Annotated in this window: 21 protein-coding genes; 4 read left to right on the top strand and 17 right to left on the bottom strand. The window is 30.3% G+C overall.

Translation table 11 applies throughout. The features are described from left to right. Nucleotides 1–366: 366 nt before the first annotated feature. From tldD to M9396_RS00955, 4 genes are all read right to left on the bottom strand, one after another. Nucleotides 367–1,830, bottom strand: a complete 1,464-nt coding sequence (gene tldD, locus M9396_RS00940; RefSeq protein WP_250256766.1) for a metalloprotease TldD — start codon at nt 1,828–1,830, stop codon at nt 367–369. A 530-nt stretch (nt 1,831–2,360) separates the two neighbouring features. Next, the gene (mreD, locus tag M9396_RS00945) at nt 2,361–2,840 is read right to left on the bottom strand and encodes a rod shape-determining protein MreD (RefSeq protein WP_250256767.1); all 480 of its coding nucleotides are present in this window, start codon (nt 2,838–2,840) and stop codon (nt 2,361–2,363) included. Nucleotides 2,841–2,954: 114 nt separating this feature from the next. Continuing rightward, nucleotides 2,955–3,770: a rod shape-determining protein MreC gene (gene mreC, locus M9396_RS00950; RefSeq protein ID WP_250242335.1), complete on the bottom strand. Its 816-nt coding sequence runs from the start codon at nt 3,768–3,770 to the stop codon at nt 2,955–2,957. A gap of 120 nt (nt 3,771–3,890) precedes the next feature. Continuing rightward, the gene (locus tag M9396_RS00955; RefSeq protein WP_250227142.1) at nt 3,891–4,934 is read right to left on the bottom strand and encodes a rod shape-determining protein; all 1,044 of its coding nucleotides are present in this window, start codon (nt 4,932–4,934) and stop codon (nt 3,891–3,893) included. Between the two features lie 699 nt (nt 4,935–5,633). Here M9396_RS00955 and aroQ point away from each other — a divergent pair. The 3 genes from aroQ to accC are packed head-to-tail and all read left to right on the top strand — an operon-like array spanning nt 5,634 to nt 7,932. Then, nucleotides 5,634–6,092, top strand: a complete 459-nt coding sequence (gene aroQ / locus M9396_RS00960; RefSeq protein ID WP_250255926.1) for a type II 3-dehydroquinate dehydratase — start codon at nt 5,634–5,636, stop codon at nt 6,090–6,092. Between the two features lie 21 nt (nt 6,093–6,113). Continuing rightward, nucleotides 6,114–6,566, top strand: a complete 453-nt coding sequence (gene accB / locus M9396_RS00965; RefSeq protein ID WP_250242329.1) for an acetyl-CoA carboxylase biotin carboxyl carrier protein — start codon at nt 6,114–6,116, stop codon at nt 6,564–6,566. A 10-nt stretch (nt 6,567–6,576) separates the two neighbouring features. Then, a complete protein-coding gene (gene accC, locus M9396_RS00970) occupies nt 6,577–7,932 on the top strand; it encodes an acetyl-CoA carboxylase biotin carboxylase subunit (RefSeq protein ID WP_250256768.1) in 1,356 nt (451 codons plus the stop codon). Nucleotides 7,933–8,036: 104 nt separating this feature from the next. Here the strand turns inward: accC and gmhB are convergent, their stop codons facing one another. Beyond that, the gene (gmhB, locus tag M9396_RS00975) at nt 8,037–8,654 is read right to left on the bottom strand and encodes a D-glycero-beta-D-manno-heptose 1,7-bisphosphate 7-phosphatase (protein WP_250256769.1); all 618 of its coding nucleotides are present in this window, start codon (nt 8,652–8,654) and stop codon (nt 8,037–8,039) included. A gap of 312 nt (nt 8,655–8,966) precedes the next feature. Here gmhB and M9396_RS00980 point away from each other — a divergent pair, with 312 nt between their 5' ends. Next, the gene (locus M9396_RS00980; protein WP_250256770.1) at nt 8,967–10,709 is read left to right on the top strand and encodes a proline--tRNA ligase; all 1,743 of its coding nucleotides are present in this window, start codon (nt 8,967–8,969) and stop codon (nt 10,707–10,709) included. A gap of 203 nt (nt 10,710–10,912) precedes the next feature. Here M9396_RS00980 and tilS read toward each other — a convergent pair whose 3' ends face one another. The 12 genes from tilS to M9396_RS01040 form a co-directional block, all read right to left on the bottom strand. After that, nucleotides 10,913–12,445 carry a tRNA lysidine(34) synthetase TilS gene (gene tilS, locus M9396_RS00985; RefSeq protein ID WP_250256771.1) on the bottom strand — a complete coding sequence of 511 codons (1,533 nt, stop codon included), beginning with the start codon at nt 12,443–12,445 and terminating at the stop codon, nt 10,913–10,915. A gap of 150 nt (nt 12,446–12,595) precedes the next feature. Beyond that, entirely contained in the window at nt 12,596–13,555 is a 960-nt protein-coding gene (accA, locus tag M9396_RS00990) for an acetyl-CoA carboxylase carboxyl transferase subunit alpha (RefSeq protein WP_250242316.1), read from the bottom strand. Between the two features lie 18 nt (nt 13,556–13,573). After that, nucleotides 13,574–17,065, bottom strand: coding sequence for a DNA polymerase III subunit alpha (dnaE, locus tag M9396_RS00995; RefSeq protein ID WP_250256772.1), 3,492 nt, complete (start codon nt 17,063–17,065; stop codon nt 13,574–13,576). 40 nt (nt 17,066–17,105) lie between these two features. After that, the gene (gene rnhB, locus M9396_RS01000) at nt 17,106–17,765 is read right to left on the bottom strand and encodes a ribonuclease HII (RefSeq protein ID WP_250256773.1); all 660 of its coding nucleotides are present in this window, start codon (nt 17,763–17,765) and stop codon (nt 17,106–17,108) included. Beyond that, a complete protein-coding gene (lpxB, locus tag M9396_RS01005) occupies nt 17,762–18,904 on the bottom strand; it encodes a lipid-A-disaccharide synthase (RefSeq protein WP_250242310.1) in 1,143 nt (380 codons plus the stop codon). Before lpxB ends, rnhB begins: the two co-directional genes overlap by 4 nt. 18 nt (nt 18,905–18,922) lie before the next feature. Continuing rightward, a complete protein-coding gene (gene lpxA / locus M9396_RS01010; protein WP_250256774.1) occupies nt 18,923–19,711 on the bottom strand; it encodes an acyl-ACP--UDP-N-acetylglucosamine O-acyltransferase in 789 nt (262 codons plus the stop codon). A gap of 4 nt (nt 19,712–19,715) precedes the next feature. Next, nucleotides 19,716–20,171: a 3-hydroxyacyl-ACP dehydratase FabZ gene (gene fabZ, locus M9396_RS01015; protein WP_250242305.1), complete on the bottom strand. Its 456-nt coding sequence runs from the start codon at nt 20,169–20,171 to the stop codon at nt 19,716–19,718. 98 nt (nt 20,172–20,269) lie between these two features. Beyond that, nucleotides 20,270–21,301 (bottom strand): UDP-3-O-(3-hydroxymyristoyl)glucosamine N-acyltransferase, encoded by a 1,032-nt coding sequence (gene lpxD / locus M9396_RS01020; RefSeq protein WP_250256775.1) that lies wholly within the window; start codon nt 21,299–21,301, stop codon nt 20,270–20,272. A gap of 3 nt (nt 21,302–21,304) precedes the next feature. Next, on the bottom strand, nt 21,305–21,805 hold the full coding sequence (locus tag M9396_RS01025; protein ID WP_250242301.1) for an OmpH family outer membrane protein: 501 nt from the start codon (nt 21,803–21,805) through the stop codon (nt 21,305–21,307). A 79-nt stretch (nt 21,806–21,884) separates the two neighbouring features. Further along, entirely contained in the window at nt 21,885–24,308 is a 2,424-nt protein-coding gene (gene bamA / locus M9396_RS01030) for an outer membrane protein assembly factor BamA (protein WP_250256776.1), read from the bottom strand. 44 nt (nt 24,309–24,352) lie between these two features. After that, nucleotides 24,353–25,726 carry a sigma E protease regulator RseP gene (gene rseP / locus M9396_RS01035; protein ID WP_250256777.1) on the bottom strand — a complete coding sequence of 458 codons (1,374 nt, stop codon included), beginning with the start codon at nt 25,724–25,726 and terminating at the stop codon, nt 24,353–24,355. Nucleotides 25,727–25,762: 36 nt separating this feature from the next. After that, nucleotides 25,763–26,623: a phosphatidate cytidylyltransferase gene (locus tag M9396_RS01040; protein WP_250256778.1), complete on the bottom strand. Its 861-nt coding sequence runs from the start codon at nt 26,621–26,623 to the stop codon at nt 25,763–25,765. Between the last annotated feature and the right edge of the window lie 24 nt (nt 26,624–26,647).

Consider the following 26,647-nt stretch of genomic DNA (forward strand, 5'->3'; position numbering starts at 1 on the left):
ATAAATATACATCATGATATAAAAAATAAAAATTTGTTTTTTAATTAATGAAAATTCACCAATTAAAAATTATCATAAATATAGTATTTGATAATAATTAATAACACGAATATAAGCAATATCATTGAAATTAATATTTCCTGAGATATGAGAAATTAGATGAAAACACGATTACACAATTATATGTCTATGCTTCGGTTCAAAACATTATAAATTACTATCAGTAATATAGACTATATGTAGTATATATATTTGTTATAGTCAAAGCTCACATATAAATAATAATAATATTTGATAATAATTACATTATTATTATTATTTAATTTTTATTACTTAATAATGGGGTATGTATCATGATCAATTGAATTAATTAGTACCTCCAACAGTGATATTATTTAATTTTATTGTTGGTTGACCGACGCTAACTGGTATGTTTTGTCCATTTTTTATACATGTGCCTACTCCTTTATCTAAGGATAGATCGTTACCAACCATGGAAACACTTTTCATGATTTCGATGCCTGATCCTATTAAAGTAGCTCCCTTTATAGATTTGGTGATGCGACCTTTTTCTATTAGGAAAGCTTCAGATGCAGAAAAAACAAACTTGCCCGATGTAATATCTACTTGTCCTCCGCTAAAATTTGAAGCATATACTCCGTAATCTACACTGTTGATAATTTCTTCTGGAGTCGATTGACCTGGCAACATATAAGTATTAGTCATACGCGGCATAGGTAAGGAAGCATATGATTCTCGTCTACCGTTTCCTGTCGAGGTACATCCCATTAGTTTAGCATTTAGTTTATCCTGCATGTATCCTTGTAAGATACCATTTTTAATTAAAATATTATATTGACCAGGCATTCCTTCATCATCAATAGTTAATGATCCACGTGATCCCTTCAGTGTAGCATCATCTACTATTGTACATAATTCGGAAGCTACTATTTTTCCGATTTTGTTAGAAAATACCGAACTACCTCTTCTATTAAAATCTCCTTCTAGACCATGCCCTACCGCTTCATGCAATAAAATACCAGGCCAACCTGATCCCAAAACTACTGTCATAGTTCCTGCTGGAGCTGCTACAGCTTCAAGATTAATCAAACTCATTTGAACAGCATCTTTAGCCCAACAGTCGGCTCGAATTTCTCCTTCTGCAATAGTATCATCTAAAAAAAAATCGTACCCAAATCGCCCACCGCCACCACTTATTCCTTGTTCTCTTTTTCCATCTTGCTCCGATTGCACTAATATAGACAAACGTACTAACGGTCGAACATCTGCGGATAAAGTACCATCTGTAGCTGCTACTAAAATTTGCTCGTAAACACCTGATAAATTGGCATTAACTTTTTGTACTCTAGAATCAGCAGCACGTGCTACTTTGTCTATTCTCATTAATAGTTCAATTTTTTCGTCTTTAGATATACTAGACAGTGGATTCATATAGGAATATGCAGTAGGATAAATATCTTTATGTTTCTTTAAATCAACAGTAATATTGTTATTGCAATGACGTTCGTTTGTAATGCTGGTAGCAGCTTGCATGCTACGCATCAATGCATCTAGAGTTAATTGATCAGTGTAAGCAAATCCAGTTTGTTCGCCTATGATTACTCGCGCACCAGCACCCTGATCTATGGTGTAGGATCCATATTTAATGATACTATCTTCAAGAGCCCATGTTTCATGACAGCATGATTGAAAATATAGATCTGCGTAATCTATTTGGAATTTTTCTGTCATATCTAATAAATATAAAAGATCATTATGTTGCAAATTATTAGGTGTGAGTAGTCTTTCAATCACAAAATCTAAGTTCATATAACCTCTATTTAAAATATGATACTAGTATATACCCCGCCAATTTGGCAAGAATTTTTAAAATATGTACTTTTAATAATTTTATATGTTTTTATTTAAGTTCTATTTAATATTGGTTAATGTTATGATATGCTTGTGTTCTTTTATTTTGAGATACTTTAATATCATTAAAACATACTGATTTTTCAGTATATTTATACTAAATTAAATACTTTATCAGTCTTATTTTTTCTTACGCACGTGCATACACATATATGCATATTTTTAATTAAATGATCTTAATAAGATAGCGCTTATAATTCATTAAATCAATTAAAGATTTATATTTATTTAACTGTAATGATTCTCTTTTTATAGAAAAAATACAATATTTAATTTCTATTTAAAACTTTCATGACATTACTTAGATAGTGTTGTTGGTAGTAATTTTAATTTTTTATAAGTTTATATATATTTATATTTATTCAACTGAGATAATTATTCGATGTTAATTATTACTATTAGTATTTTAAAAATCATCAATTATTAAATTAGTTTCGATGGATTTTATGCATTAAAAGAACTAAAAATGGCCATGTTCCGCCATCTAATAGGCAATTCCAAAAAATTTCTGGTGTACATAAAACTTTGGTTATCAAAAATTTTACTAAAAATATAATACTTTGATTAATGAACGAAAAAAATATGATAATAAAAGACTGTTGCCAAATAGGCATGTATCTAAAAAAATAAATGTTTCGGCTTACTAAATAAGCAAGTATACTCAAAGATAAAGAGTGTATTCCTAAAGTAGAGCCTAGTATAATATCAATTATTAATCCTACAGTAAATCCAGTACCGATGTTTACCTGATTTGGAAGTATCGTAATCCAACGAATCAACAATATCATTGTCCAGGATGGATGCACATTCCATATTCGAGGATAAAAGGGAATAATTTGTAAAAAAATTGCAATTATAAAAGAACTGTATACTACCCACAGTTTATAGCTGTTGAATTTATTGTGCATTTTTTTCAAGTTGTTTATATTGCAAATATAATTATGTTGAATAACATATTTATATATATTAATCATTATTAATAATGGATTTAATAGATAAACATTTGAATATTAATTTCAGAACTATTCCCAAATTAATACTGCATAACATAAAGATTGTAATTTAACTGTTGGATGTGCTTGAATGATAGTTGAATCTTGTTCTGAATCTACCATTATATTAGACACGATTGCTACTGGATATCCTTCCGGGAAACGACCATCTAATCCAGATGTTATCAACATGTCACCAACACATACATCCAGATATCCTGGATATTCTGCACGCAAATCTGCTCCATATCCACAGCCCATTAAAATAAAACGCATATTATTACGCTTTATTTGTACCGGTAAAGCGTGTTCAGGATCACAAATTAACATGACACGGCTACTAAGTGTATTGGTAGAAATGACTTGTCCTATTATTCCTGCATCAGTGATAACTGGTTGACCAATGTAAATATTATTATTTTTGCCTTGGTTTATTGTAACTTTATTACCGTATGAATCTGCGTTAACAAAAAGAATTCTGGCAATTATTTTTCGTTTGTCGTAACACATAGGAGAATTAAGTAATTCATGTAACTTGCAATTTTCACGTTTATACTGGTCTATTAATAATAATTCACTGTTTTTTAAAAATAACTCTTGACGCAATGTATTATTTTCCAATATTAATTCATTATACCCTTCTAACACTTTTGTGGTATAATCATATATGTTACGTGACTTATCGCATAAATAATAAAACAAATAAACAGAATTGTCTATGTAACTTCTTAATTTTAAAAACATATTTAATTTTCCATCGGCAATAATAATAACAACAGACATTATTATTGCCAAAAACAAACGTAATTCTAAATAAGGAAATTTATTACTTACAGCGCTATACATGGAAAGATACCTTGAGTTTAAAAAAATATTAATTAATATATATTACAAAAGGAATTTATTTTAATTTATATGATTTTATCAACTTAAAATTATAAAAAATTATTCTATAGCGCTTTAAAATTATTCTTCACTAAATAAATCTCTACCGTGTACATCAATCATATCAAGCGCCTTACCGCCACCCCGCGCAACACAAGTCAACGGATCCTCTGCGATTACCACAGGAATGCTAGTTTCTTTTATTAATAAACGATCGATATTTCTTAATAATGCTCCTCCCCCAGTTAATACCATTCCATATTCAGAGATATCCGATGCTAATTCTGGTGGACATTGTTCTAGTGCCGCCATAACTGCGCTGACGATACCAGTTAACGGTTCCTGTAATGCTTCTAAAATTTCATTATTGTTTAGTACGAAACTCCGTGGTATTCCTTCTGCTAAATTTCGTCCACGCACTTTTATTTCACGAAGTTCATCATCTAAATATGCAGAACCTATAGTATGTTTTATTCTTTCTGAAGTTACCTCTCCAATCAAGGAACCATAATGACGTCTTACATAACTAATAATAGCTTCGTCAAAACGGTCTCCCCCAATCCTAACGGATGATGAATACACTACTCCATTCAGTGAAATTACTGCGACTTCGGTGGTGCCGCCTCCAATATCTACTACCATTGAACCAGTAGCTTCTGATACTGGTAAACCCGCTCCAATAGCTGCTGCCATAGGTTCTTCTATCAAAAAAACCTCACGTGCACCTGCTCCTTGCGCAGATTCACGTATAGCTCTACGTTCAACTTGTGTAGCTCCTACCGGAACACACACTAATACTCTAGGACTGGGTTTCATAAAACTATTACTGTGAACTTGTTTGATAAAATGTTGCAACATTTTTTCAGTAATAAAAAAGTCAGCTATTACTCCGTCTTTCATGGGACGAATAGCCGCAATGTTTCCGGGAGTACGTCCTAGCATCTGTTTCGCTGCATATCCTACAGCAGCTACGCTTTTGGGCATACCTCCTCGATCTTGTCTAATGGCTACAACAGAAGGTTCGTTTAAAACGATACCTTGTCCTTTTAAATAAATCAAAGTATTGGCAGTTCCGAGATCAATAGACAGATCACTAGAAAATATACCACGAAATTTTTTAAACATAATAATCTAAAATAGTATTATAATTTTTCTTTAAATTATTCATTCTTTATTAAGTCCTCTCGAAAAACAATAAAATAAAATGATTACACAATATCACTGAACATATTTTAAGTTATTGTGTTTAAAATATTACATATTATTTAATATTTTGTATTTATTTAATATAAAAATTAAGATTTTAACTACATAAAAATGTTTATATTATAATACATAATATAAACATATTGCATGACGAATATAATTATATATGTGTATTGCAAATTTATACTTGTGCACTATATAAACAATACCATATAATATTATTATAGATACTTTCTATACTTATAGATACTTTCTATACTTATAGAAAAATTACAACTACCTGTTTTATTGAAAAAATTGTAGTTCAATATTATAATAATAGTATTAAAAAAGAAATTGTTTATTGCGTTAATACTGCGCATAATAGTTATTTTGATTAATAAAAAGTTAAAAATGTACAACACAGTCATGTAATATTAGTGTCATTAGTCTTGACCTATAAAATAGTAAATACATGCATTATGTAATTATGATGATTTTTCTATGAAATATATTATGAATAAGAAATTTTTTCTTATTCATAATATATAGGCAACACTCGTTAAATATTAAATATCATGATATGCATGAGTTACAATTGTATACTGTATGTTAAATTGATGAGGATATTTGAATATCATGGTAAATACATTTCGTATTTTATTGATAAACGGACCTAATTTAAATTTTTTAGGCACACGTGAACCACATATATATGGATGTGAAGCTTTATCTGATGTTGTAGCAAATTTGTATAAAATCTCTGAATCTTTAGGTATGCATATGGATCACTTTCAATCTAATGCAGAACATGAATTGATTGAATGTATACATAAAAGTTACAAAAATGCGGATTTCATCATAATTAACCCCGCAGCGTTTACTCATACTAGTATAGCGTTGCGAGATGCATTTTTATCCGTGAACATTGCTTTTATCGAAATTCATCTTTCTAATATATATATCCGAGAAAAATTTCGATATCGTTCGTATTTGTCTGATATTGCACTTGGTGTTATTTGTGGATTTGGAGTATATGGATATCATTGTGCTTTACATATGGCGCATAAATATTTATCCAAAAAAATTAATGAATGATAGATACACATAGGTTTTGTTATGGATATTCGTAAAATAAAAAAATTAATTACATTGATTGAAGAATCAAATATATCTAAGTTAGAAATCTCTGAAGGAAATAAAATAGTACGTATTACTCGTTCTACATCTAAAACATCGTCTGACTCAACGCGGTTGCCTACGACAAAAGAATCGGAAATACCAGTATGTATTGCAAATACAGAAACACGTTATGAAAATGTTAAATTAATAGATAATGGACATGTTATACGTTCTCCAATGGTAGGTATCTTTTACATTGCTTCTAGTTCAGATTCTAATCCGTTTGTATCAATAGGTCAAACGGTTGAAGTTGGCGATACTTTATGTATTGTTGAAGCTATGAAAGTGATGAATCAAATTCAATCAGATAAATCAGGTGTAGTCAAAGCAATTTTGATTGATAACGGTCAACCGGTCGAATTTAATGAGCCATTACTCATCATCGAATAACGAGCACAGAATGTTAGAAAAAATTGTCATTGCAAATAGAGGAGAAATAGCGTTGCGCATTTTGCGCGCATGTAAAGAGTTAGGGATAAAAACAGTGGCTGTGCATTCAACCATAGATCGTGATTTGAAGCACGTGTTGTTGGCCGATGAAACTGTTTGTATAGGACCTCCACCTGCAATACATAGTTATTTAAATATTCCAGCTATTATTTCAGCTGCAGAAATTACTGGATCATCAGGAATTCATCCTGGTTATGGATTTTTATCAGAAAACGCTGACTTTGCAGAACAAGTTGAACGTTCCGGTTTTGTTTTTATTGGGCCGCGTTCAGAAACTATTCGTTTAATGGGAAATAAAATATCTGCTATAGCTATTATGAAAGAATCAGGAATAATGACTGTTCCAGGGTGGGATTATGAACTAAATAAAAACATAAATAACAAAATTTATAATTTTTCACATCAAAATTTACACATTAATTATCCAATTATCATAAAATCTGCTCATGGAGGAGGAGGACGTGGCATGTGTGTAGTTAAAAAAGAATCAGATTTAAAAGATGCTATACGCACGATACGAGCAGAATCAAAAAACACGTTTAATAATGATACTATTTATGCAGAACAATACTTGCCACATCCTAGACATATAGAAATACAAGTGTTATCGGATGGAAAAGGCAATATAATTTACTTGACAGAACGTGATTGTTCTGTACAAAGAAAACATCAAAAGATAGTAGAGGAGAGTCCTGCGTTAGGTATTAGCTCTGCAATGCGGAAATATATAGGAGAGAGCTGTGTAAAGGTTTGTTACAAAATTGGATATCGTGGGGTAGGTACATTTGAATTTTTATATGAGAATAATGAATTTTTTTTCATTGAAATGAATACTCGTATTCAAGTGGAACATCCTATTACAGAAATGATTACCGGGATAGATCTCATTAGAGAGCAACTAAGAATTGCCTCTGGATATACATTAGACATCACACAAGATTCAGTTAAATCTGAAGGACATGCTATAGAATGCCGCATTAATGCTGAAGATCCTCATAACTTTATACCTAGTTCAGGATGTATTACTAGGTTCCACGCTCCTGGAGGATTAGGTGTGCGTTGGGAATCTCATATTTATTCTGGCTACTCGGTACCTCCTTATTATGATGGAATGATAGGAAAATTAATTTGCTTTGGGGAAACACGCGATATAGCTATTGCTCGTATGAAAAATGCGTTATCAGAGTTAATTATCGATGGAATAAATACCAATATTGAGTTACAATTAAAAATTATAACCGATGAGATCTTTCAAAAAGGTAATGAAATTAATATTCATTATTTAGAAAATAAACTTAATATTTAAATAATTAGAAAAAAAGTATATATTTTTTCATATAAAGGTGATTGTTGATCTTTAATTAAGAGAATAACATATATTCTTAAGCATTAAAAATTAATGTACGTAATTTATACTATTAATTTAATAAAATAAACATTAAAAATTAAAAAAACATTTGTATATTTTGTATAACCATATGTTCTTATCATATTTGGTAAAAATGCTAAACTTTCTATAATCCAATTTGCTGTTTTTTTAGTTTTTTTTGTTATTTTTTTACCGCTACGTACTAGCACTTTAGTTCCAATGCCTGCTAATTGGCCCGCTAACATATCGTTTTCAGTATCTCCTACCATATAAGAAGTAGTCATGTTAATGTTAAAACGTTTTTTTGCATCTAATAACATTCCCGGGTTAGGTTTGCGACACAAACAAGCTCGTTGAAATTTTTTCACTATTCCTTGTTTATGATGCGGACAAAAATAAATAGCATCTATATACACATGGCAATATATCCCCAAATAAGAAATCATCCATTTTGTTAGCAATAAGAAGTCATCTTGAGTAAATAAACCTCGTGCTATTCCAGATTGATTAGTAACTATGATTAAAAAAAAATTCATTTCTTTCAAAGTTACCATTGCATCTATGACATTATCAATGAAAAAAAAATTATCAATATTATGCACATAGTTCTTATTAATATTAATAGTGCCATCTCGATCTATAAATATAGCATTATTCACGATGAGCCTTGTATTTATTACTATAATTGTAATTGTTTATTTTGTTAAATAATGTTAACAATAAAAATTAATATTATATATAATAACACACAATCATTGATTTTGTGTCAAATGAAAAACAATATTATATTTATATATAAAACCACATTAAAGTATATAACTGTATTTTTTTATAAAAAACATTAAATGTGTACTTATAATAGTGTGGTATTAAATCAAAAAATTTAATTCTTTAATTATAAATATACTCAAACGACGATTATTATTATTTTTTATTATTACTAATAAACTTTTTCATATCAGGCAAAAATAATGCGTACCAGTCAATATTTATTAGCTACTCTTAAAGAGGTGCCTAAGAATTGCAAAGCAATTAGCCATCAACTAATGTTACGAGCTGGCTTAATTCGTCAAGTGTCATCTGGTCTTTATACTTGGTTACCCACTGGATTACGTGTATTACGGAAAATAGAAAATATTATTCGAGAAGAAATGAATAAAATTGGTGCTATTGAAATAGCTATGCCGATAGTTCAACCTGCGAGATTATGGAAAAAAAGTGGTCGTTGGACAGGATATGGCACAGAATTATTGCGTTTTAAAAATCGTAATAATCAGGAATTTGTATTAGGACCAACTCATGAAGAAATGGTGTCAGAAATTATTTGCAAAGAAACAATGCTTTATAAACAGTTTCCATTAATTGTGTATCAAATTCATACTAAATACCGTGATGAAGCCCGTCCTCGATCTGGAGTAATACGCGCTAGAGAATTCATTATGAAAGATGGATATTCTTTTCATATCAATCAGAAATCTCTTCAGAACACATATAATAACATGTATCAAACATATCACACTATTTTTAATCGTATTGGACTAAATTTTTGTGTTGTTCAGGCTGAACCTGGTAGAATCGGGGGGGTATTGTCTCATGAATTTCAAGCATATTCTGAAAATGGTGAAGATAGTATCGCGACTCCTATGATACCTGATAATAATTTAATTGACTCCCAGTTATTGAATGATGTGATTCCTATCAAAATACAACCAAAAACGGCTGTAGAAACAATGCAATTAATAACAGCTCCTAATATTAGATCTGTAGAAGAATTAATGAATCAGTTTAATCTGCCTATACATCAAGTTGTAAAAACGATAATTGTACGCGCTAAAAATAAACATATTAATAATGATTATTCTTTGTTAGGACTAGTCATTCGAGCTGATCATCAAATTAGTTTAAAAAAAATTGCGATGATTCCACAAATACATACCCCTGTATCTTGTGTCGAACCAAAAGAAATCCAAATGATTACTGGAGCACAGCCCAATTTGTTGGGTCCTATCAATTTATCTATACCATTGATTGTAGATTATAATGTAGCAAAAATGAACGATTTTGTCGCCGGATCTAATATGAGCGGCAAATATTTTTTTGGGGTTAATTGGAATCGTGATATACCATTTTCAAAAGTAGCGGATTTACATGAAGTATTGCATCATAATTCATATATTAATAAAAAAGATATCTTATCCATTCATAACTGTATTGAAATAGGACACATATTTCAATTAGGACAAAAATACTTAAACTTGAATACTAATTATTCACAAAAAAATAATGAGCGTAAACATAATTTTTCCGAAATGGGTTGTTATGGCATAGGAATTACTCGTATTATTGCTGTGATTATTGAACAAAATTATGATAAAAATGGTATTTTATGGCCGGATATAATCGCACCATTCAAATTAGCGATTATACCGATTGATATGTATCGTTCTGTTAATGTAAGAAGTATTGCAGAAAAAATTTACACACAACTGTTATCTGTTATAGGAATAGATATATTAATTGATGATCGTAAAGAATACCCAGGTACAATGTTTTCTGATATAGATTTGATCGGAATACCACATATTCTGATTATTAGTGATCGTAGTTTAGCTAATCAAGAAGTAGAATATAAATATCGTAAAAAAAATGAAATAAAAAAAATTAAACTTGAAATGTTAATACGTTATTTGATTGAAAAAATTGTTTCTTCATGAGATTTTTTAATCAATTTTGATTGATAAAATAGTGTTGATATTAAGATTAAAAAATTTGAGTGATATTTAGAGAATATATATGCAATAGTTATGTTGATTGAAGTTATATCAAATAACTCTGATTATTAAAAATAAAGCAATTTATAAAAACTTATAGTTTTAGGGTTAATTGTTTTATTTAATTAGTTAATAGATATGAAAAATCATTCTAAATGATAACAAACGCTATTTTTAAAAATTTTATAAGATAAAATATCTTGTAACCAAGATATTTGCCATGATATGTTCTCTTTACTTGTAATCTTGCCATTGTGAGTAATGAATACTCCTATAGCAGTAATTAATGTTTTATTGTAAAAAAGCAAAGGAATACGACTTCTTAGCCATGGAGGTACGCCTAATTCCTGCCAAATTTTTTTTAAATGTCGACCATGATTTCTTCCTAAGATATATAATAACCCATCTATATTCCCAAAAATAATTGATATTTTTTCATCAGATTTCGGGGCTCGAACAAAACAATGCGTCAAAACTTTTTTAGATTTTTCAAAAACATCATGAGACATATTTAATGAAAAATTTATGTTTAAATGCGGATTAAATACATTTTTAGATACATGTTCGTTGATACTTAATGGTTGGTATATTAATTTACCTAAATTATATGGTAGTATAAGTACATTATGTATGATGTTCCATGATAATTCAATTCTATTTAAAGAACGTCTCATATTTACAGGTAAAATATATAACTTTTCACGGAAACGACGACATAGGTATTTATCTAATTGTAGTATTGGGGTTGCATCTCTTCGGCTTAATACTACTTCTTTCCAAATACGATTTATAAGTTGATAAGAAGGCATCTTCATAGAAAAATGCGATAGCCAACGACGCAGTAAAGCTTGTCTTTTTGGTATGCTGTATTGGAATAACGGGATAAATAGCAAAGAACCATCTGATTCATCAATTAATTTTTGAAAAGATTCTGACAACAATTCATTTAATAAATTCTCTTGATCTCTGCATAGTTGCGCGGTACGCGCAACTACTTGATTAAAAAAAGGCCAACGTCGACATATTGAGGGCAAAATTTTTATGCGCAAAAAATTACGATCAAAACGCGTATTCATATTCGTATCGTCTTCTATCCAGTCAAGTTTTTTTTTATAAGCATACATTTCTAATTGTTCACGAGAGCAATCCAATAAAGGTCTTAATAACCTGTATTTATTAGCATATAATGCATTTTTACTCATTCCAGATAGTCCAGATGGGCCACTCCCTCTCTTTAGTGCAAGGAATAAACTTTCTACTTGATCATTCATGTGATGTGCGGTCAAAAGTATTTCTTGTGAATTTAAATTATTGTATAATTTTTTATAACGAAGATTTCGTGCTAATGCTTCTATATTGCGTTGTTTATTTTCTGCGTTGTAGCAATTGATATGAATTACTGAAAAAGGTATACCCCGTAGTTTACATTGATTAAAGCAATGACTAGCCCATTTATCTGCATAATTACTGATACCGTGATGTACATAGATTGCACGTAAAATGAAAGGAGATGATCTGAAATGATCAGAACTATTTTTTAATCTTGTTAAAATATCTAGAAGCACTGTGGAATCCAGTCCTCCACTATAAGACAACAGTAATCTTGTATGTCCACCAAGACAGTGTGTTACTTTACGATATAAATCCCAATCTTCTGACGATGTATTGGTTGTGATCATATTTTTACTAATGTAATAAACATAAAGTCATGACGATTTAAATATTAATAATAATGAATATATTAATATTTAATATATTATTAATGAATAAAGCATTATTTACATACTTAAATCAATTATTTTAAAACAGTAATATACATTAATTCGAGATTAACAATATCCATAATGCATCAATCTTTGATATCGTCGATTTAACAATTCTTTTTCATCAAAAGAATCTAATTCGGTTAAATCTAATAATAATTGAGTTTTTAATGAAATAGATGTAGTTAATATATCTCTATGTGCTCCACCTAATGGTTCAGAAATCACACTATCAATTAGATTTAGTTCTTTCAATCGATAAGCAGTAATACCCATTGCTTCGGCAGCTATAGGAGCTTTTTTAACATTTTTCCATAAAATGGATGCACATCCTTCTGGAGAAATTACAGAATATGTACTATATTCCAACATATTAACTTTATCGCCAACGCTGATAGCTAAAGCCCCTCCAGAACCCCCTTCTCCGATTACGGTACATATAATTGGTATTTTTAATATTGACATTGTACGTAAATTCTTAGCGATTGCTGCAGATTGTCCACGTTTTTCTGCGCCCACTCCAGGATAAGCGCCTGGAGTATCTATAAAAGTAATCAGTGGTATTTTGAATCGTTCTGCCATTTTCATCAGACGTAATGCTTTTCGGTACCCTTCTGGCGCGGACATACCAAAATTTCGTTTAATTTTTTCTTTAGTGTCACGACCTTTTTGATGCCCAATGATCATGACTGGTCGGGAATTGAGTCTCGCTATGCCGCCTACAATAGCTTTGTCATCAGCGTATACTCGATCACCAGATAATTCATCGAAATCGTTAAATATACGCTCTATATAATCTAAAGTGTATGGACGTTTAGGATGTCGTGCTAATTGAGCAATTTGCCAGGCATTTAAATTAGAAAATATTTTTTGGGTAAGCTCAATACTTTTAGAACGAAGACGATTAATTTCTGCATTAACATTTTTTTTTGATTTTTTATCTGAGTGTACTATCGATGCTAAAGAATTAATTTTTTCTTCTAAATCTAAGATAGGTTTTTCAAAATCAAGAACATTTAAACCCATACAATTCCTGTTATTAAATTAATGTAATTCTAATTTGATTTGTTCATCCCCAACAAGACTACGTAAATTAGTTAGTAACTGATCAGTCAGGGTAATATACCATTTTTTTCCACAATGTAATTTAATTTGAATGCCATTTTTTTGATAAAAAAAATATACTGGTAAAGTTCCAAGTTTATTTTTTTCTAAAAAAAAATGAATGTTGGTCAATAATTTATTGTCAACTTGTTTGTTCTTTAATGTGATAGATAAACTACGTGTATGTTTTTTATGAATGTCGTTAATATCTTCTAATTTCCGTGCAATCATTTTGTAATGACCATGTATCTTATCAATATTGATCACGCCTGTAACAAGCAATAAATTATTTTCTTTTAAACAATGTTGATATTTATGAATCAGTGTTTCGAATATCATTATTTCTAATCGACCAGAATAATCTTCTAGAATAAAAAATACAACACGTTTTCCTCTCTTACTTAATTTTGTTCGAATTGATATAATTAAACCAAAAATATGCAGTATTTTATTATCTGTTTCTAGTATAACATCTTTTATCTTAACGATGTTCGGTGCGCAACGTTTTATTGTTTTTATATATTGAATAGTAGGATGACTGGTTAAATATAATCCAAGAGCTTCTTTTTCTTTTTCTAATAATAACTGATTAGACCATTGTGGTGCGTTGTCATTGCGATCAGATATCGCAATAGTATTAGATTCATCTAAACACATTTCAAATATATCTGTTTGTTTGCTATATTTATTTTTAATATGTTGATTAGCACGTTTTAGTACATCATTAAGTGATGACATTAATTTTGAACGATGTATTCCAAACGAATCACAGGCTCCGGAAAGAATTAATTTTTCAATCATACGATGATTTATTTTTGTACTATCGATACGAATACAGAAGTCAAATAATTCTTTAAAACTACCACCTTTATTACGAGATGTTATTATAGATTCTATAGAGGTTTTTCCTATTCCTTTAATAGCTCCAAATCCATAAACAATTTCTTTATTTGCATTAACATAAAAATGATATTGACTAGTGTTAATATTTGGGGGTGAAATTATAAGTTTCATTTTTTGACATTCACCTATTAAGTATACTACTTTATTTAAATTATCCATATCAGAACTTAATGCTGCCGCCATAAATTCAGAAGGATAATGTGTTTTTAACCATAATGTTTGATAAGATATTAACGCATATGCTGCAGAATGAGATTTATTGAAACCATAACCGGCGAATTTTTCTACAAGATCAAAAATCTTCATTGATAGTGTACTATCGATACCATTTTTTGCCGCACCTAAATTAAAAAAAGAGCGTTGTTTAGCCATATCTTCTGGTTTTTTTTTGCCGATAGCACGTCTTAATATATCGGCTTGTCCAAGTGTATAACCTGCAAGTACTTGTGCTATTTGCATAACTTGTTCTTGATACAAAATAATTCCATAAGTTGATTCCAATACTGGACGTAGAGATTCATGCTGCCATTTAGCATCAGGATAAGAAATAGTTTCATAACCGTGTTTTCTATTGATGAAATTATCTACCATACCTGACTGTAGCGGTCCTGGACGAAATAACGCAATCAATGCTATCAAATCTTCAAAACAATCTGGTTTTAAACGTTTAATTAATTCCTTTATGCCGCGTGATTCTAATTGAAATATTGCAGTAGTTTCTGAAGATTGAAGTATATGAAAGCTTTTTTGGTCGTATAACGATATGGAGTGTATATCAATAATAGTGAGACCATGTTTCAGGCGTGTATTGTTAATCATTTTTAATGCATGATTAATAATAGTCAATGTACGCAAACCAAGAAAATCAAATTTTATTAAACCAATACGTTCAATGTCATCTTTATCAAATTGAGTCATTGGATGAATACTGTCGTTATCATAATACAAGGGAGAAAAATCGGTAATTTTTATAGGCGCAATTACTACTCCTCCTGCATGTTTGCTTACATTTCTTACGATACCTTCTAATTGCAGGGCCATATCGATGAGCTCTGTAATATCTTCGTCGTTTTCATAAAGTAATTTAAGTTGAGGTTCGATAGAGAACGCTTTTTTCAACGTTATTCCCGATTCTAATGGAATTAATTTAGCGATACGATTAATCAACGCATAAGGATGCCCTAGTACACGCCCTACATCTCGAATCACTGCTTTAGCTGCCATAGTTCCAAACGTAATAATTTGAGATACAGCATCCGATCCGTAAGTTTTAGAGACATGTTCAATTACTAAATCACGATGATCCATGCAAAAATCAATATCTAGATCAGGCATTGATATACGCTCTGGATTAAGAAAACGTTCAAACAGTAAATCGAATTGTAATGGATCAAGTTCTGTAATTTTTAAAACATAAGCTACTAGTGAACTAGCGCCAGAACCTCTTCCCGGACCAACTGGAATATCGTTATTTTTAGCCCATTTGATAAATTCCATAACGATTAGAAAATAACTAGGAAAATTCATATTATTAATTACTTGTAATTCATGTTTCAATCGTAAATCATACGGTTTTCGCTTAACAAGACGTTCTTCAGTCTTTGGAAATAACAAAATTAAGCGTTCTTCCAATCCTTTTTTTGCGTGTGTAGTAAGAAAATCTTTAGCAGACCTACGCCCAGTAGGAAATTGTGGTAAAAAATATCCGCCTAAATCGATGGTGAGATTACATCTGTAAGCAATTTCTACACTATTTACTAAAGATTCTGGTATATCGGAAAATAATTCACACATTTCTTGTTCACTTTTCATAAATTGTTGTGAACTATATTTGCGTAATTGTTGAATATTATTTAATGTAGTACCATCATATATCGCTACGCGAACCTCATGCGCTAAAAAATCTTTTTCATTAATGAAACGTACATCGTTGGTAGCTACTACCGGTAATCCTTTGGCTATTGATAATTCTATTGCTAATTGTAAATAAGATTCTTCATGTTGACGACCAGTACGTATTAGTTCCAAATAATATCTATTTGGAAAATACTTGGAATAAAAATATAAACATTGTTCTATCTTTAATTTTTCATTTCTTAATAAATATCTTCCGATATCTCCATTGCGCCCTCCAGAAAGTAGAATTAAACCTTTGTTATATTCTGTGAGCCAATGGCGTTGAATCATAAGAGCAATATTATTACATTTATTTTTATATGCTTTTGAAATTAGCATAATTAAATGATAATAACCCTGTTTATCAGTAACCAAGCATGTTAATTCGCTGGGTTTGTTGCCAATGATGAGATCTTGTACTAAAAAATCTGCTCCAATAATTGGCTTGATTCCTGATTTATAAGCAACATCATAGAATTTAATAAACCCAAATAAATTGTTAAAATCAGTAAGAGCTAACGCGGGCATTTTAAGATATGCCGCTTTTGTTATTAATTTATTTACCGTAGCTAATCCATCAATCATGGAGTAATCGCTATGTACGTGCAAGTGAATAAAACGTGGTTTTATCATAATTTAAAAGATCATAAGTAATGATGTATATCTCATTATATTAAACATAAAGTTTCCTATTAATATCAGAAATTACATGTTTTACAGGAGCAAAGCTTTTTCGATGATGCGATATAGGACCGTATAGCGCTAGTTGTTTTAAGTGAAAAGAAGTAGGATATCCTTTGTTTTGAGCAAATCCATATTTTGGATATTGCCCATCTAATATGATCATATCTTGATCACGAGTAACTTTAGCTATAATGGAAGCTGCGCTTATAACCTCTATTCGAGCATCTCCTTTCTTAAAACATTGATAAGGTATTTCTGTAAATCCTGGAGAACGATTTCCATCTATTAAAATTAAATCTGGTTTAATAGATAAATTGTGTACTGCTCGTTTCATTGCTAATAAACGAGCTTCTAAAATATTAAAACGATCAATTTCTGTAACATCAGCATATCCGATACTCCAGGTCAATGCATTTTTAATAATATTTTTATATAAATTAAGTCTTTTATTTTTATTTAATGTTTTGGAATCAGCTAATCCAGAAATTGGTTGTATTGGATGCAATATCACTGCAGCAGCTATTACTGATCCAACTAATGATCCACATCCTGATTCATCTACTCCTGCAATTAATTTAAATTTTTTGATAGATAGTGTTTTTGATATTTCATTATTTTTTTCTTGCACAATAGATAACATTGTTGTCATTTGATTAATCTCAAAACCGCATGGGCTGCTTGTTCATCTGCTTTGCATCTAATGCTGTGATGTAATTGTCTAAATTTTTTTTTCAATACTATATGTTGATTATTATTATCATTTAATAAATTAATTAATGTTTGTGCTAAATTTTCAGGACGACAGTTGTTTTGAATAAATTCTTTTACCAATTCATGACCTGCTAATAAATTAGGTAGAGATATCCAAGGAATATTTATAAAATGCTTGACTAACATGAATGTTAAGGGATGCATGCGATAAGCTACAACCATGGGGCATTTGACCAACATACATTCTAAAGTTGCTGTTCCAGCGGTTACTAAAGAAACATCTGCTGCCATCATTATTTTCCATGCTGATTGGTTGTTTACAATACGATATTTAACCGATGTTGATGTAACACTAATAAATTTTTTTATAGATGTTTGATTAGTTAATGGTACTAAAATTTCAAGATTAGGAAAATTATTTTTTAACAATTTAGCGCATACTAAAAAATCATGAGCTAACATTTTAATTTCCCTAATCCTGCTGCCTGGTAATACTGCTAAACAATATACGTCATGAGGAATACCTAATTTTTGACGAGCAGAGACTTTATTTGGATTAAGTGGTATTTGATCTGCTAATGAATGCCCAATAAATTGACATGGTATATTGAAGTGATCGTATATTTTTTTTTCAAAAGGAAAAATAACCAAAATATTATCGGTAGCTTTTTTAAGTGCAAAAATACGTTTTTTCCTCCATGCCCATACTGATGGGCTAACATAATGAATTGTACGAATTCCACTTTTTTTTAAACGATTTTCTAACGAAATATTAAAATCTGGCGAATCGATACCAATGAAAACATCAGGTTTTAAGTTAATAAATCTACGAACTAAATTTCTACGAATATATAATAATCGTGGTAATTTCATAATGATTTCAGCAAAACCCATAACTGATAACTCTTCTATATTATACCAGGATTTCATATCTTCAGATTGCATACAGGGACCGCCAATTCCAAAAAAACATACTTTTTTTAAGTATTTTTTTAATGTACGGATTAATCCTGCTCCTAAAATATCTCCGGAAGCTTCTCCTGCTACTATACCTATAATAATAGTACGATTACGCATAGACGATAGATGACATTGTTAACGAATAATTCCTCGTTGAGAGCGTATTAAAAAATCTACAAATTCATTGATAATTGGATGTTCTGCTGCTAATGATTTTAAAGCCGATTTAGCTGATTCAACAGTTTTATTGCTACGATATAAAATTTTATAAGCATCTCGAATAGCGTGTACGGAAGAACGACTAAAACCTCGTCGTTTTAAACCTTCAATGTTTAATCCAAAAGGTGTTGCGTGATTTCCTTGGGCTATTATGAATGGTGGAATATCTTGAACTACACCAGAACATCCTCCAATCATAACATGTGTTCCAATAATACAAAATTGATGGATCGCGGTCATCCCTCCAATAATAGTGTGATTATCTACTCTTACATGTCCTCCTAAGGTAACGTTGTTAGCCATGACACAATGATCTCCTATTATGCAATCATGAGCAATATGTACGTTAATCATAAATAAATTGCTATTTCCTATTTTGGTAACTTTTTTACCTTGTATAGTACCGCGATGAATAGTGACACTTTCTCTAATCTGATTATAATGACCAATCTCTATGCGCGTAGATTCTTTTGCGTATTTTAAATCTTGGTTTACTTCCCCAAGAGAAGCAAATTGATAAATTTGATTATCTTCTCCAATTTGAGTAATGCCATTAATTACGATATGAGATTTTAGTAAAGTTCGTGCCCCTATTTCAACTTGTGCTCCAATAAAACAAAATGGCCCGATATGCACGTTATCGTGTATTATAGCTCCTTCTTCTATTATAGAACTAGGATGTATGATGGCAGATTGATGAATCATCAGTTTAAATTTCCTTTCTACGAGCGCACATCATTGATGCTTCACAAGCCATTTCTTCGTTTACTGTAGCGATTCCTTTAAAGCGTGCAATACCACGTCTTTCTTTAATAAATTCCACATCAAGTATCATTTGATCACCAGGTTGTACTGGACGCTTGAATCGAGCTGCATCAATTGCAGCAAAATAATATAATTCTCCTGGAGCTAATTTACCTGTACTTTTGAAGGCTAAGATGCCTGTAGCTTGAGCCATAGCCTCTAAAATTAATACTCCAGGAAAAATGGGTTTTCCCGGAAAATGACCTTGAAAAAATGGTTCATTAAAGGAAACATTTTTTACCGCTCTTAAAAATTTTCCTTTTTCAAAATTTAGTACACGATCAACTAGCAAAAATGGAAATCGATGCGGCAAAAGTTCTAAAACTTCCTCAATGTGCAAAACGCAAGTATCAGTAACCAAGGTTTTCTATTCCTGTCTAAGGTAATAAATCGTATTAACAACACTATCCCGTTCATCCTAACAGGATAAAGAATAAACTGTCCTAATTATCTTAAAATTTATAGGAACAGTAATTTTTTTAATTTTTCTTCTATAGTTTTTATACGTTTATTCATATTACTAATCCGCATAATTAACGCGGCAGTTTTCCACCATACTGTATTTGGTTGTACAGGAATACCTGATGAGTAAATACCAGGTTGTGTTATTGCTTTAATTACCATACCCATTCCGGTTATCGTGACTTTATCACAAATATTTATGTGCCCATTAATTACACTAGCTCCACCTATCATGCAATATCGTCCGATTGTTAAACTTCCAGCCATGATGACACCTCCTGCTATTGCAGTGTGCGCGCCTATTATGACATTATGTGCAATTTGGCACTGATTATCAATAATTACCCCGTTTTCAATTTTAGTATCATCTAGTGTTCCACGGTCAATAGTAGTACAAGCACCTATTTCTACATTATTTCCAATTTTTACTGTTCCTAAATGAGGAATTTTGATCCACACACCATGATCATTAATATACCCAAATCCATCAGAACCAATTATAGCTCCAGATTGTATTAAGCAGAATTCACCAATTTCTACTTCATGATATATAGTAACGTTGGCCCATAAACGTGTACCTGTTCCTATTCTTGCTTTTTTTCCTATGAAACTACCGGGACCAATGATTACATCATCCCCCAAAATTGCTTCAGATTCTATAACTGCATTAGCGCCAATCCCTACTCTTTGACCTAAAATTGCATCTGAAGCAATTATAGCTCCAGATGCAATGTTTTTCGATGGTTTAGGGGTAGTATCCATCAATCGTGCTATTTTAACATACGCAATATAAGGATCTTCTACTACTAATGCAGCAATCTTACAAAAAATTAAGTTATTTTTAGACAATATCACTGCTGAGGCGCGACAGGAGCTTAGTTGACTTAGAAATCGCTGATTTTTTAGAAAAGTAATATGTCCCACTCGTGCGTTATTTATAGAAGCAACACCAGTAATAATAATATTTTCATCTCCATATAATTTAGCATTTAACTGTTGTGCTAGGTCAGATAATCGCATTCCGATCATAATTTATCCAACTTGTTTCATTACAGAATTGGTAATATCTGTAATACGAATGCTGTGATATACTACAGCATTAGTGTCGATTACTATATCGTAATTTTCTTTTTTAGCAACATTCGTTACTACATTGTGAATCATATTCAGAATTTTATCTCTTTCTTCTGTCTGACGTGAATGATTTTCTTGTTGAAATTCTTTAGCTTTGTTAGAGAAAATTTCACGTTGATTTATTAACGATTTTTCTAATTCACTACGCTCGATTGCTTTCATGGTAGCACCATCTCGTTGTAATGTTTGTATTTTCATTTGTAAATCGTGCTCCATCTTTTCTAATTCGGTAGCACGATCTTTAAATTCATATTCAAGTTGTTTAATGATTTTCGCACGTTGTGAAGATTGTTGGAAAATATTAGAAATATTAACTATCGCAATTTTGTCCGCAGCATCAACAGGGCTAATTTGTGTTATCCAAATCACCATACTTAATATATATGTCCACTTTTTCACTGTAAACCTCTTAGTTTAATAAAATATAAAAGTTTATACTTTGATAAGATATTTGTTATTTCTATATTACATTTAAATTTTACCATGTTTTTCCGATACTAAATTGAAATGGTTCTTCTATATCTCCAGGATATTTTTTTATCAATTTTGAATAAGAAAAAATCACTGGTCCAACTGGAGATATCCATTTCAAAGCTATACCACTGGATATACGAATATTACTTGGAATACTATAATCTACAATACCAGCTTTTTGTGTTGCTTCAGTATTTTTCCAAAAAGTATCCCATACAGTACCTGTGTCTAAGAACAGAGAAATACGTGCAATATCAGAATGTTGTGTATTAAAATATGCGATAGGAATAATTAACTCAGTTTTAAAAAGAGTTATTGCATTTCCACCGACAGCATCTTGAGAGTTCTTTATTGCACATGTAGTATAGTTTTGGCTTGAATCGCTGCAATGATAATAGGCAGCTTTTGGTCCTATACTATTTAATCTAAATCCACGTATTGTTCCAATACCTCCGGCGTAGAAGTTGTCATAAAAAGGATTTTCTTTTTTATGTATACTTCCAGAATAACCAGCATATATAGAATTCATTATTATCCAATTATAATATTGGTCCAAAGGCATATAGCTATTGCAATTAATTAGTATTTTATAATATTGATTATTAGACCCAGGTAGTGTTAATGTACTTGATACATTAGCGCGTACACCATATGTAGGAAAATAAGCATGATTCGAGTTATCAAAAGTCCATCCTGAAACTAATAAAAAATCATTTGTATGAAAATTAATAGTATCATCCAAAAATGTATTGTTAATCGATATTTTTGGGCGAATATTTGTAGATTTTAAATAACGCCATATTGCTACTTGAGGAGCTACTTTACTTAAATAATTAGATACATAATTTAATCCTATATTAAACGTATTGTATTCAACAATCGGGTATGAGCAATTAATATTAATACCACAATTTTTCAAATTATAATCTGACAAACCCGTTTTGTTAGTATTTAAATCATTATAAAATATTTTCCCTCCTACGCTAATATTATTAACGCCACAGTAAGGTTTTACAGATGATATTTCAGCATAAGTTTGATAATAATTTTTAGTACTAGCAACAGCTATAGAATTTCCTGAACCTAATACATTTTCTTGATACATTCCGAATTGTAAATTTATACCACTTTCTGTTCCAAATCCGACGCTTAAATTTAAATTACCAGTATTACGTTCTTCAACTTTGTAAATAACGTCGATTTGGTTTATAGTATTCGATACATATTCAATGTGAGTGTTTACAGTTTTAAAATAACCAAGACGTTTAAGTCGATCTTGATCTTGAACAATACGAGTATAATCTAATTGCATTTGTTCTGTTTGATGTATTTCTCTACGAATTACTTCATCTTTAGTAATATTATTACCTTCAAAGCGTATTTCACGCACATAAAAATGACGTCCTATATCAACATATACATATAATGTTATTGTTTTATTGTTATCATTGATGTCTGGTTCTATTAATATGATAGGTTGCATGTAGCCATGTTTGCTCAATACATATCGTATGTTACGTTCTATTTCTTGAATTTTATTGTTACTATACAATTCTCCAAGAGAAACTCTCATGTATTCCTTAATATTAGGAAAATAATCTAATATATTTCCATGTAATTTTACAGAATCAAATGTATATTGCATGCCTTCATTAATATATAAAGAAAGGTAAATATATTTTTTATTTGATGTTAAATCGATCTGTGTTTCATCAATATGAAATTTAGCGTAACCATGGTTTAAGTAAAAATTACGTAATTTATCTAAGTCATGGAATAATCTTTGTTGTTGATATTGTCGATTGGATAATATGGGTCTCCATTTAATTTTTCTATATGATTTAAATTGTGATAATAATTTTTTTGTATGGAATGCATGATTACCAAAAATATTGATTTGTTGTACTTTGGCGGTTTTACCTTCAGTAAATATTATTTTCAAATTAACACGATTTCTTGATAGAGGAATAACTACTATCTCAGTTGTAGCTGTAAATTTACCAAAATTATGATACAAATTATCTAATTCTCGTTTTAACTCAAAAATAGAACATTCATTAAACGGTTCACCTGATTGTATTTTTTTTACATTTAATGTTTTTTTTATTATATCTTCTGTAATTATTTTATTCCCATGAAAATTCACATTATCAATAACTGGACGTTCTTTCACTTGGATTATAATAATTCCTGTTTCATTATTAGATATTGTGATTGCTTCAAAATATCCTGTAGAAAACAACACTTTAATACTATTAGCAATATCTTCATCATTAATAATAGCTCCAATTTTTAAAGGTAAATTAAATAGTACTGTATCTAAAGAAATTCTTTTTAATCCGTTAAAAAGAATTTTATTTATGATTGTATCAGCGCTCTGTGCTACATTGCTAATTATCAATAAGAATGCTATAAATATTCTTTTCATCTATTGTTATTTATTTTAATCTTTTTAGTTTTAATTTTTATTAATTACCATAATCTAGATATATCGTTGAAAATTGCTAAGCACATTATAAACGTAAGTATAATAGATCCAATGATATAACCAAAACTTTGTGTTTCTTTCGATATTGATTTCCCTTTTATTTTTTCTACTATAAAAAAAAATAAATGCCCTCCATCTAGTGTTGGAAACGGTAGTAAATTAATAATACCTAAATTGATACTGATTAAAGATAAAAACATAAGATAGTAAATTATTCCAGATTGAGCTGATGCACCTGCTCCTTGCGCTATTGCGATTGGGCCACTGAGATGGGTTATCCTAACATCTCCAGTAATCAATTTAAATAATGTGTTAGTTGTTAGGCATATTAATTTCCATGTTTTTTCGCAAGCTTCTAATATAGCTAGATACAATCCATATTGATGGATTGTATGATGTTTTGTTGGGATATAAGTAATTTTCGGAAAAACACCTATAACTCCTTCTGCTTTATCGGAAGGAATCAAATATTTTTTATCTGGTGTTAAACTAAAGTTTAATATTTTATTTTTCCGTTCTACTATAATTTTAAAAGTTTTTTCTGGATTATTTTTGATAATTGTAATAAATGACTCCCAATTATGTATTAATTGATCGTCAATTGAGATTATTTTATCTCCAATTTTTAAACCAGCTCGTTGTGCGGAAGAATCAGGTTGTATTCCTGACAAGATCGGTGATATATGTGTGTCAAAAGGAAGAATGCCCAATGTTATTATAGGATCTTTATTATTAGTAGATTTATTGAACCAGTTACGAGATAAATTAATGGTATAAGTTTGAATATGCGTACTATTTATTGGTGTTGCAGAAATAATAATTTTTTCCTTACCTATGCTATTAAGAATTTCCAAACGTACTGCATCCCAATCACGAGTCAAAATATTGTTAATTGATTTAATTTCTACGCCAGATGGTACATGCGATTGAGCAATAATGGAGTTAGGTATAACGGAATGGATTATTGGTTTATAAATAGGCACACCTATCATAAAAACTAACACGTATAACAAAATAGAAAAAAGAAAGTTAAAAATGGGTCCTGAAACCACAATAACACTTTTTTTCCAAATACGTTTACAATCAAATGATTGATTACATTCTTCATCGCAAGATGCTATTTTTTTTTGAGTATTAAATAATTTAACGTATCCACCAAAAAGAACAGCGGAAATTACGTATTCGGTATCATTTGAATCTCTCCAACTCCATAAAACAGGGCCAAATCCTATAGAAAATCGCTCTACTTTTACTTTTAAAAAACGCGCTGCTACAAAATGTCCATATTCATGAACCGTGATGAGTATACTTAATGCAAAGATAAATGCGGATAAGTTCCAAAACAAATGTAATAACATGATGTTAACGAATTCTCTATTTTTTTTATGATGATATTAATATAGACTTAATAATATTAGGTAAACGAAAATAGGCACTGCAGCAAATAAGCTGTCTATGCGATCTAACATTCCTCCATGTCCAGGAATTAAACTCCCGCTATCTTTAATACCAGCTTCTCTCTTAAACATACTTTCAGTTAAATCTCCTATTATAGAGGCTATAATTGCGATGATAGAATAAATAAATATAAGAAATGGATTTATCACCTTGATTGGCATATATATACTGAATAACCATGAAATTCCTGTTGAAATTAGTATACCTCCAATAAATCCTTCCCAAGTTTTTTTAGGAGATACGCTTTCTAATAATTTACGCCGCCCTAATGTTTTACCGATGATATATGCACTTGAATCATTAATCCAAATTAATATTACAATATACAGTAAACACCATGCTCCGATGGTGCTATCGTTGATATGATGAAATTGGTGCAACGTTAATATCCCCAAAAAAAATGGTAATATTATTAATATTCCGAAAAAAAAACATAGTACATTAGATTTTTTCCATAAAATAGCAGAATCAGGATAAGATAATATTAATGAAAACGCTAGTACCCACCATACTATACTAATGCTCCCTAAAATATACCAAAAAATATGCCAATTATTGAAATATAAATAGCTTTTTATCGTTACAATTATCATTGTAATACACAATAATCCAAATATAGCGCATATCCACATTCGGTGTACATAATCAGAAAAATGATGCATTTTTCCCCATTCCCATGCACTAATTAAACAAATGATAGATACAACAATCGAGAATGGTATAATAGGCAATAAAAATACCATCAAAATAGTGATGGGAATCAGGATCAACATGCTAATTAAACGGGTTTTTAACACATTTTTCTCCTTGATCACATGTGT

This window comes from Blochmannia endosymbiont of Camponotus modoc (genome assembly GCF_023585785.1).
Taxonomy (GTDB): Bacteria; Pseudomonadota; Gammaproteobacteria; order Enterobacterales; family Enterobacteriaceae; genus Blochmanniella.

Excerpts from the sequence above, each read along its gene's own strand:
- tldD (WP_250256766.1), bottom strand. The coding sequence starts at position 1,830 with ATGAACTTAGATTTTGTGATTGAAAGACTACTCACACCTAATAATTTG.
- mreD (WP_250256767.1), bottom strand. The coding sequence starts at position 2,840 with ATGCACAATAAATTCAACAGCTATAAACTGTGGGTAGTATACAGTTCT.
- mreC (WP_250242335.1), bottom strand. The coding sequence starts at position 3,770 with ATGTATAGCGCTGTAAGTAATAAATTTCCTTATTTAGAATTACGTTTG.
- M9396_RS00955 (WP_250227142.1), bottom strand. The coding sequence starts at position 4,934 with ATGTTTAAAAAATTTCGTGGTATATTTTCTAGTGATCTGTCTATTGAT.
- aroQ (WP_250255926.1), top strand. The coding sequence starts at position 5,634 with ATGGTAAATACATTTCGTATTTTATTGATAAACGGACCTAATTTAAAT.
- accB (WP_250242329.1), top strand. The coding sequence starts at position 6,114 with ATGGATATTCGTAAAATAAAAAAATTAATTACATTGATTGAAGAATCA.
- accC (WP_250256768.1), top strand. The coding sequence starts at position 6,577 with ATGTTAGAAAAAATTGTCATTGCAAATAGAGGAGAAATAGCGTTGCGC.
- M9396_RS00980 (WP_250256770.1), top strand. The coding sequence starts at position 8,967 with ATGCGTACCAGTCAATATTTATTAGCTACTCTTAAAGAGGTGCCTAAG.
- tilS (WP_250256771.1), bottom strand. The coding sequence starts at position 12,445 with ATGATCACAACCAATACATCGTCAGAAGATTGGGATTTATATCGTAAA.
- accA (WP_250242316.1), bottom strand. The coding sequence starts at position 13,555 with ATGGGTTTAAATGTTCTTGATTTTGAAAAACCTATCTTAGATTTAGAA.
- dnaE (WP_250256772.1), bottom strand. The coding sequence starts at position 17,065 with ATGATAAAACCACGTTTTATTCACTTGCACGTACATAGCGATTACTCC.
- rnhB (WP_250256773.1), bottom strand. The coding sequence starts at position 17,765 with ATGACAACAATGTTATCTATTGTGCAAGAAAAAAATAATGAAATATCA.
- lpxB (WP_250242310.1), bottom strand. The coding sequence starts at position 18,904 with ATGCGTAATCGTACTATTATTATAGGTATAGTAGCAGGAGAAGCTTCC.
- lpxA (WP_250256774.1), bottom strand. The coding sequence starts at position 19,711 with ATGATTCATCAATCTGCCATCATACATCCTAGTTCTATAATAGAAGAA.
- lpxD (WP_250256775.1), bottom strand. The coding sequence starts at position 21,301 with ATGATCGGAATGCGATTATCTGACCTAGCACAACAGTTAAATGCTAAA.
- bamA (WP_250256776.1), bottom strand. The coding sequence starts at position 24,308 with ATGAAAAGAATATTTATAGCATTCTTATTGATAATTAGCAATGTAGCA.
- rseP (WP_250256777.1), bottom strand. The coding sequence starts at position 25,726 with ATGTTATTACATTTGTTTTGGAACTTATCCGCATTTATCTTTGCATTA.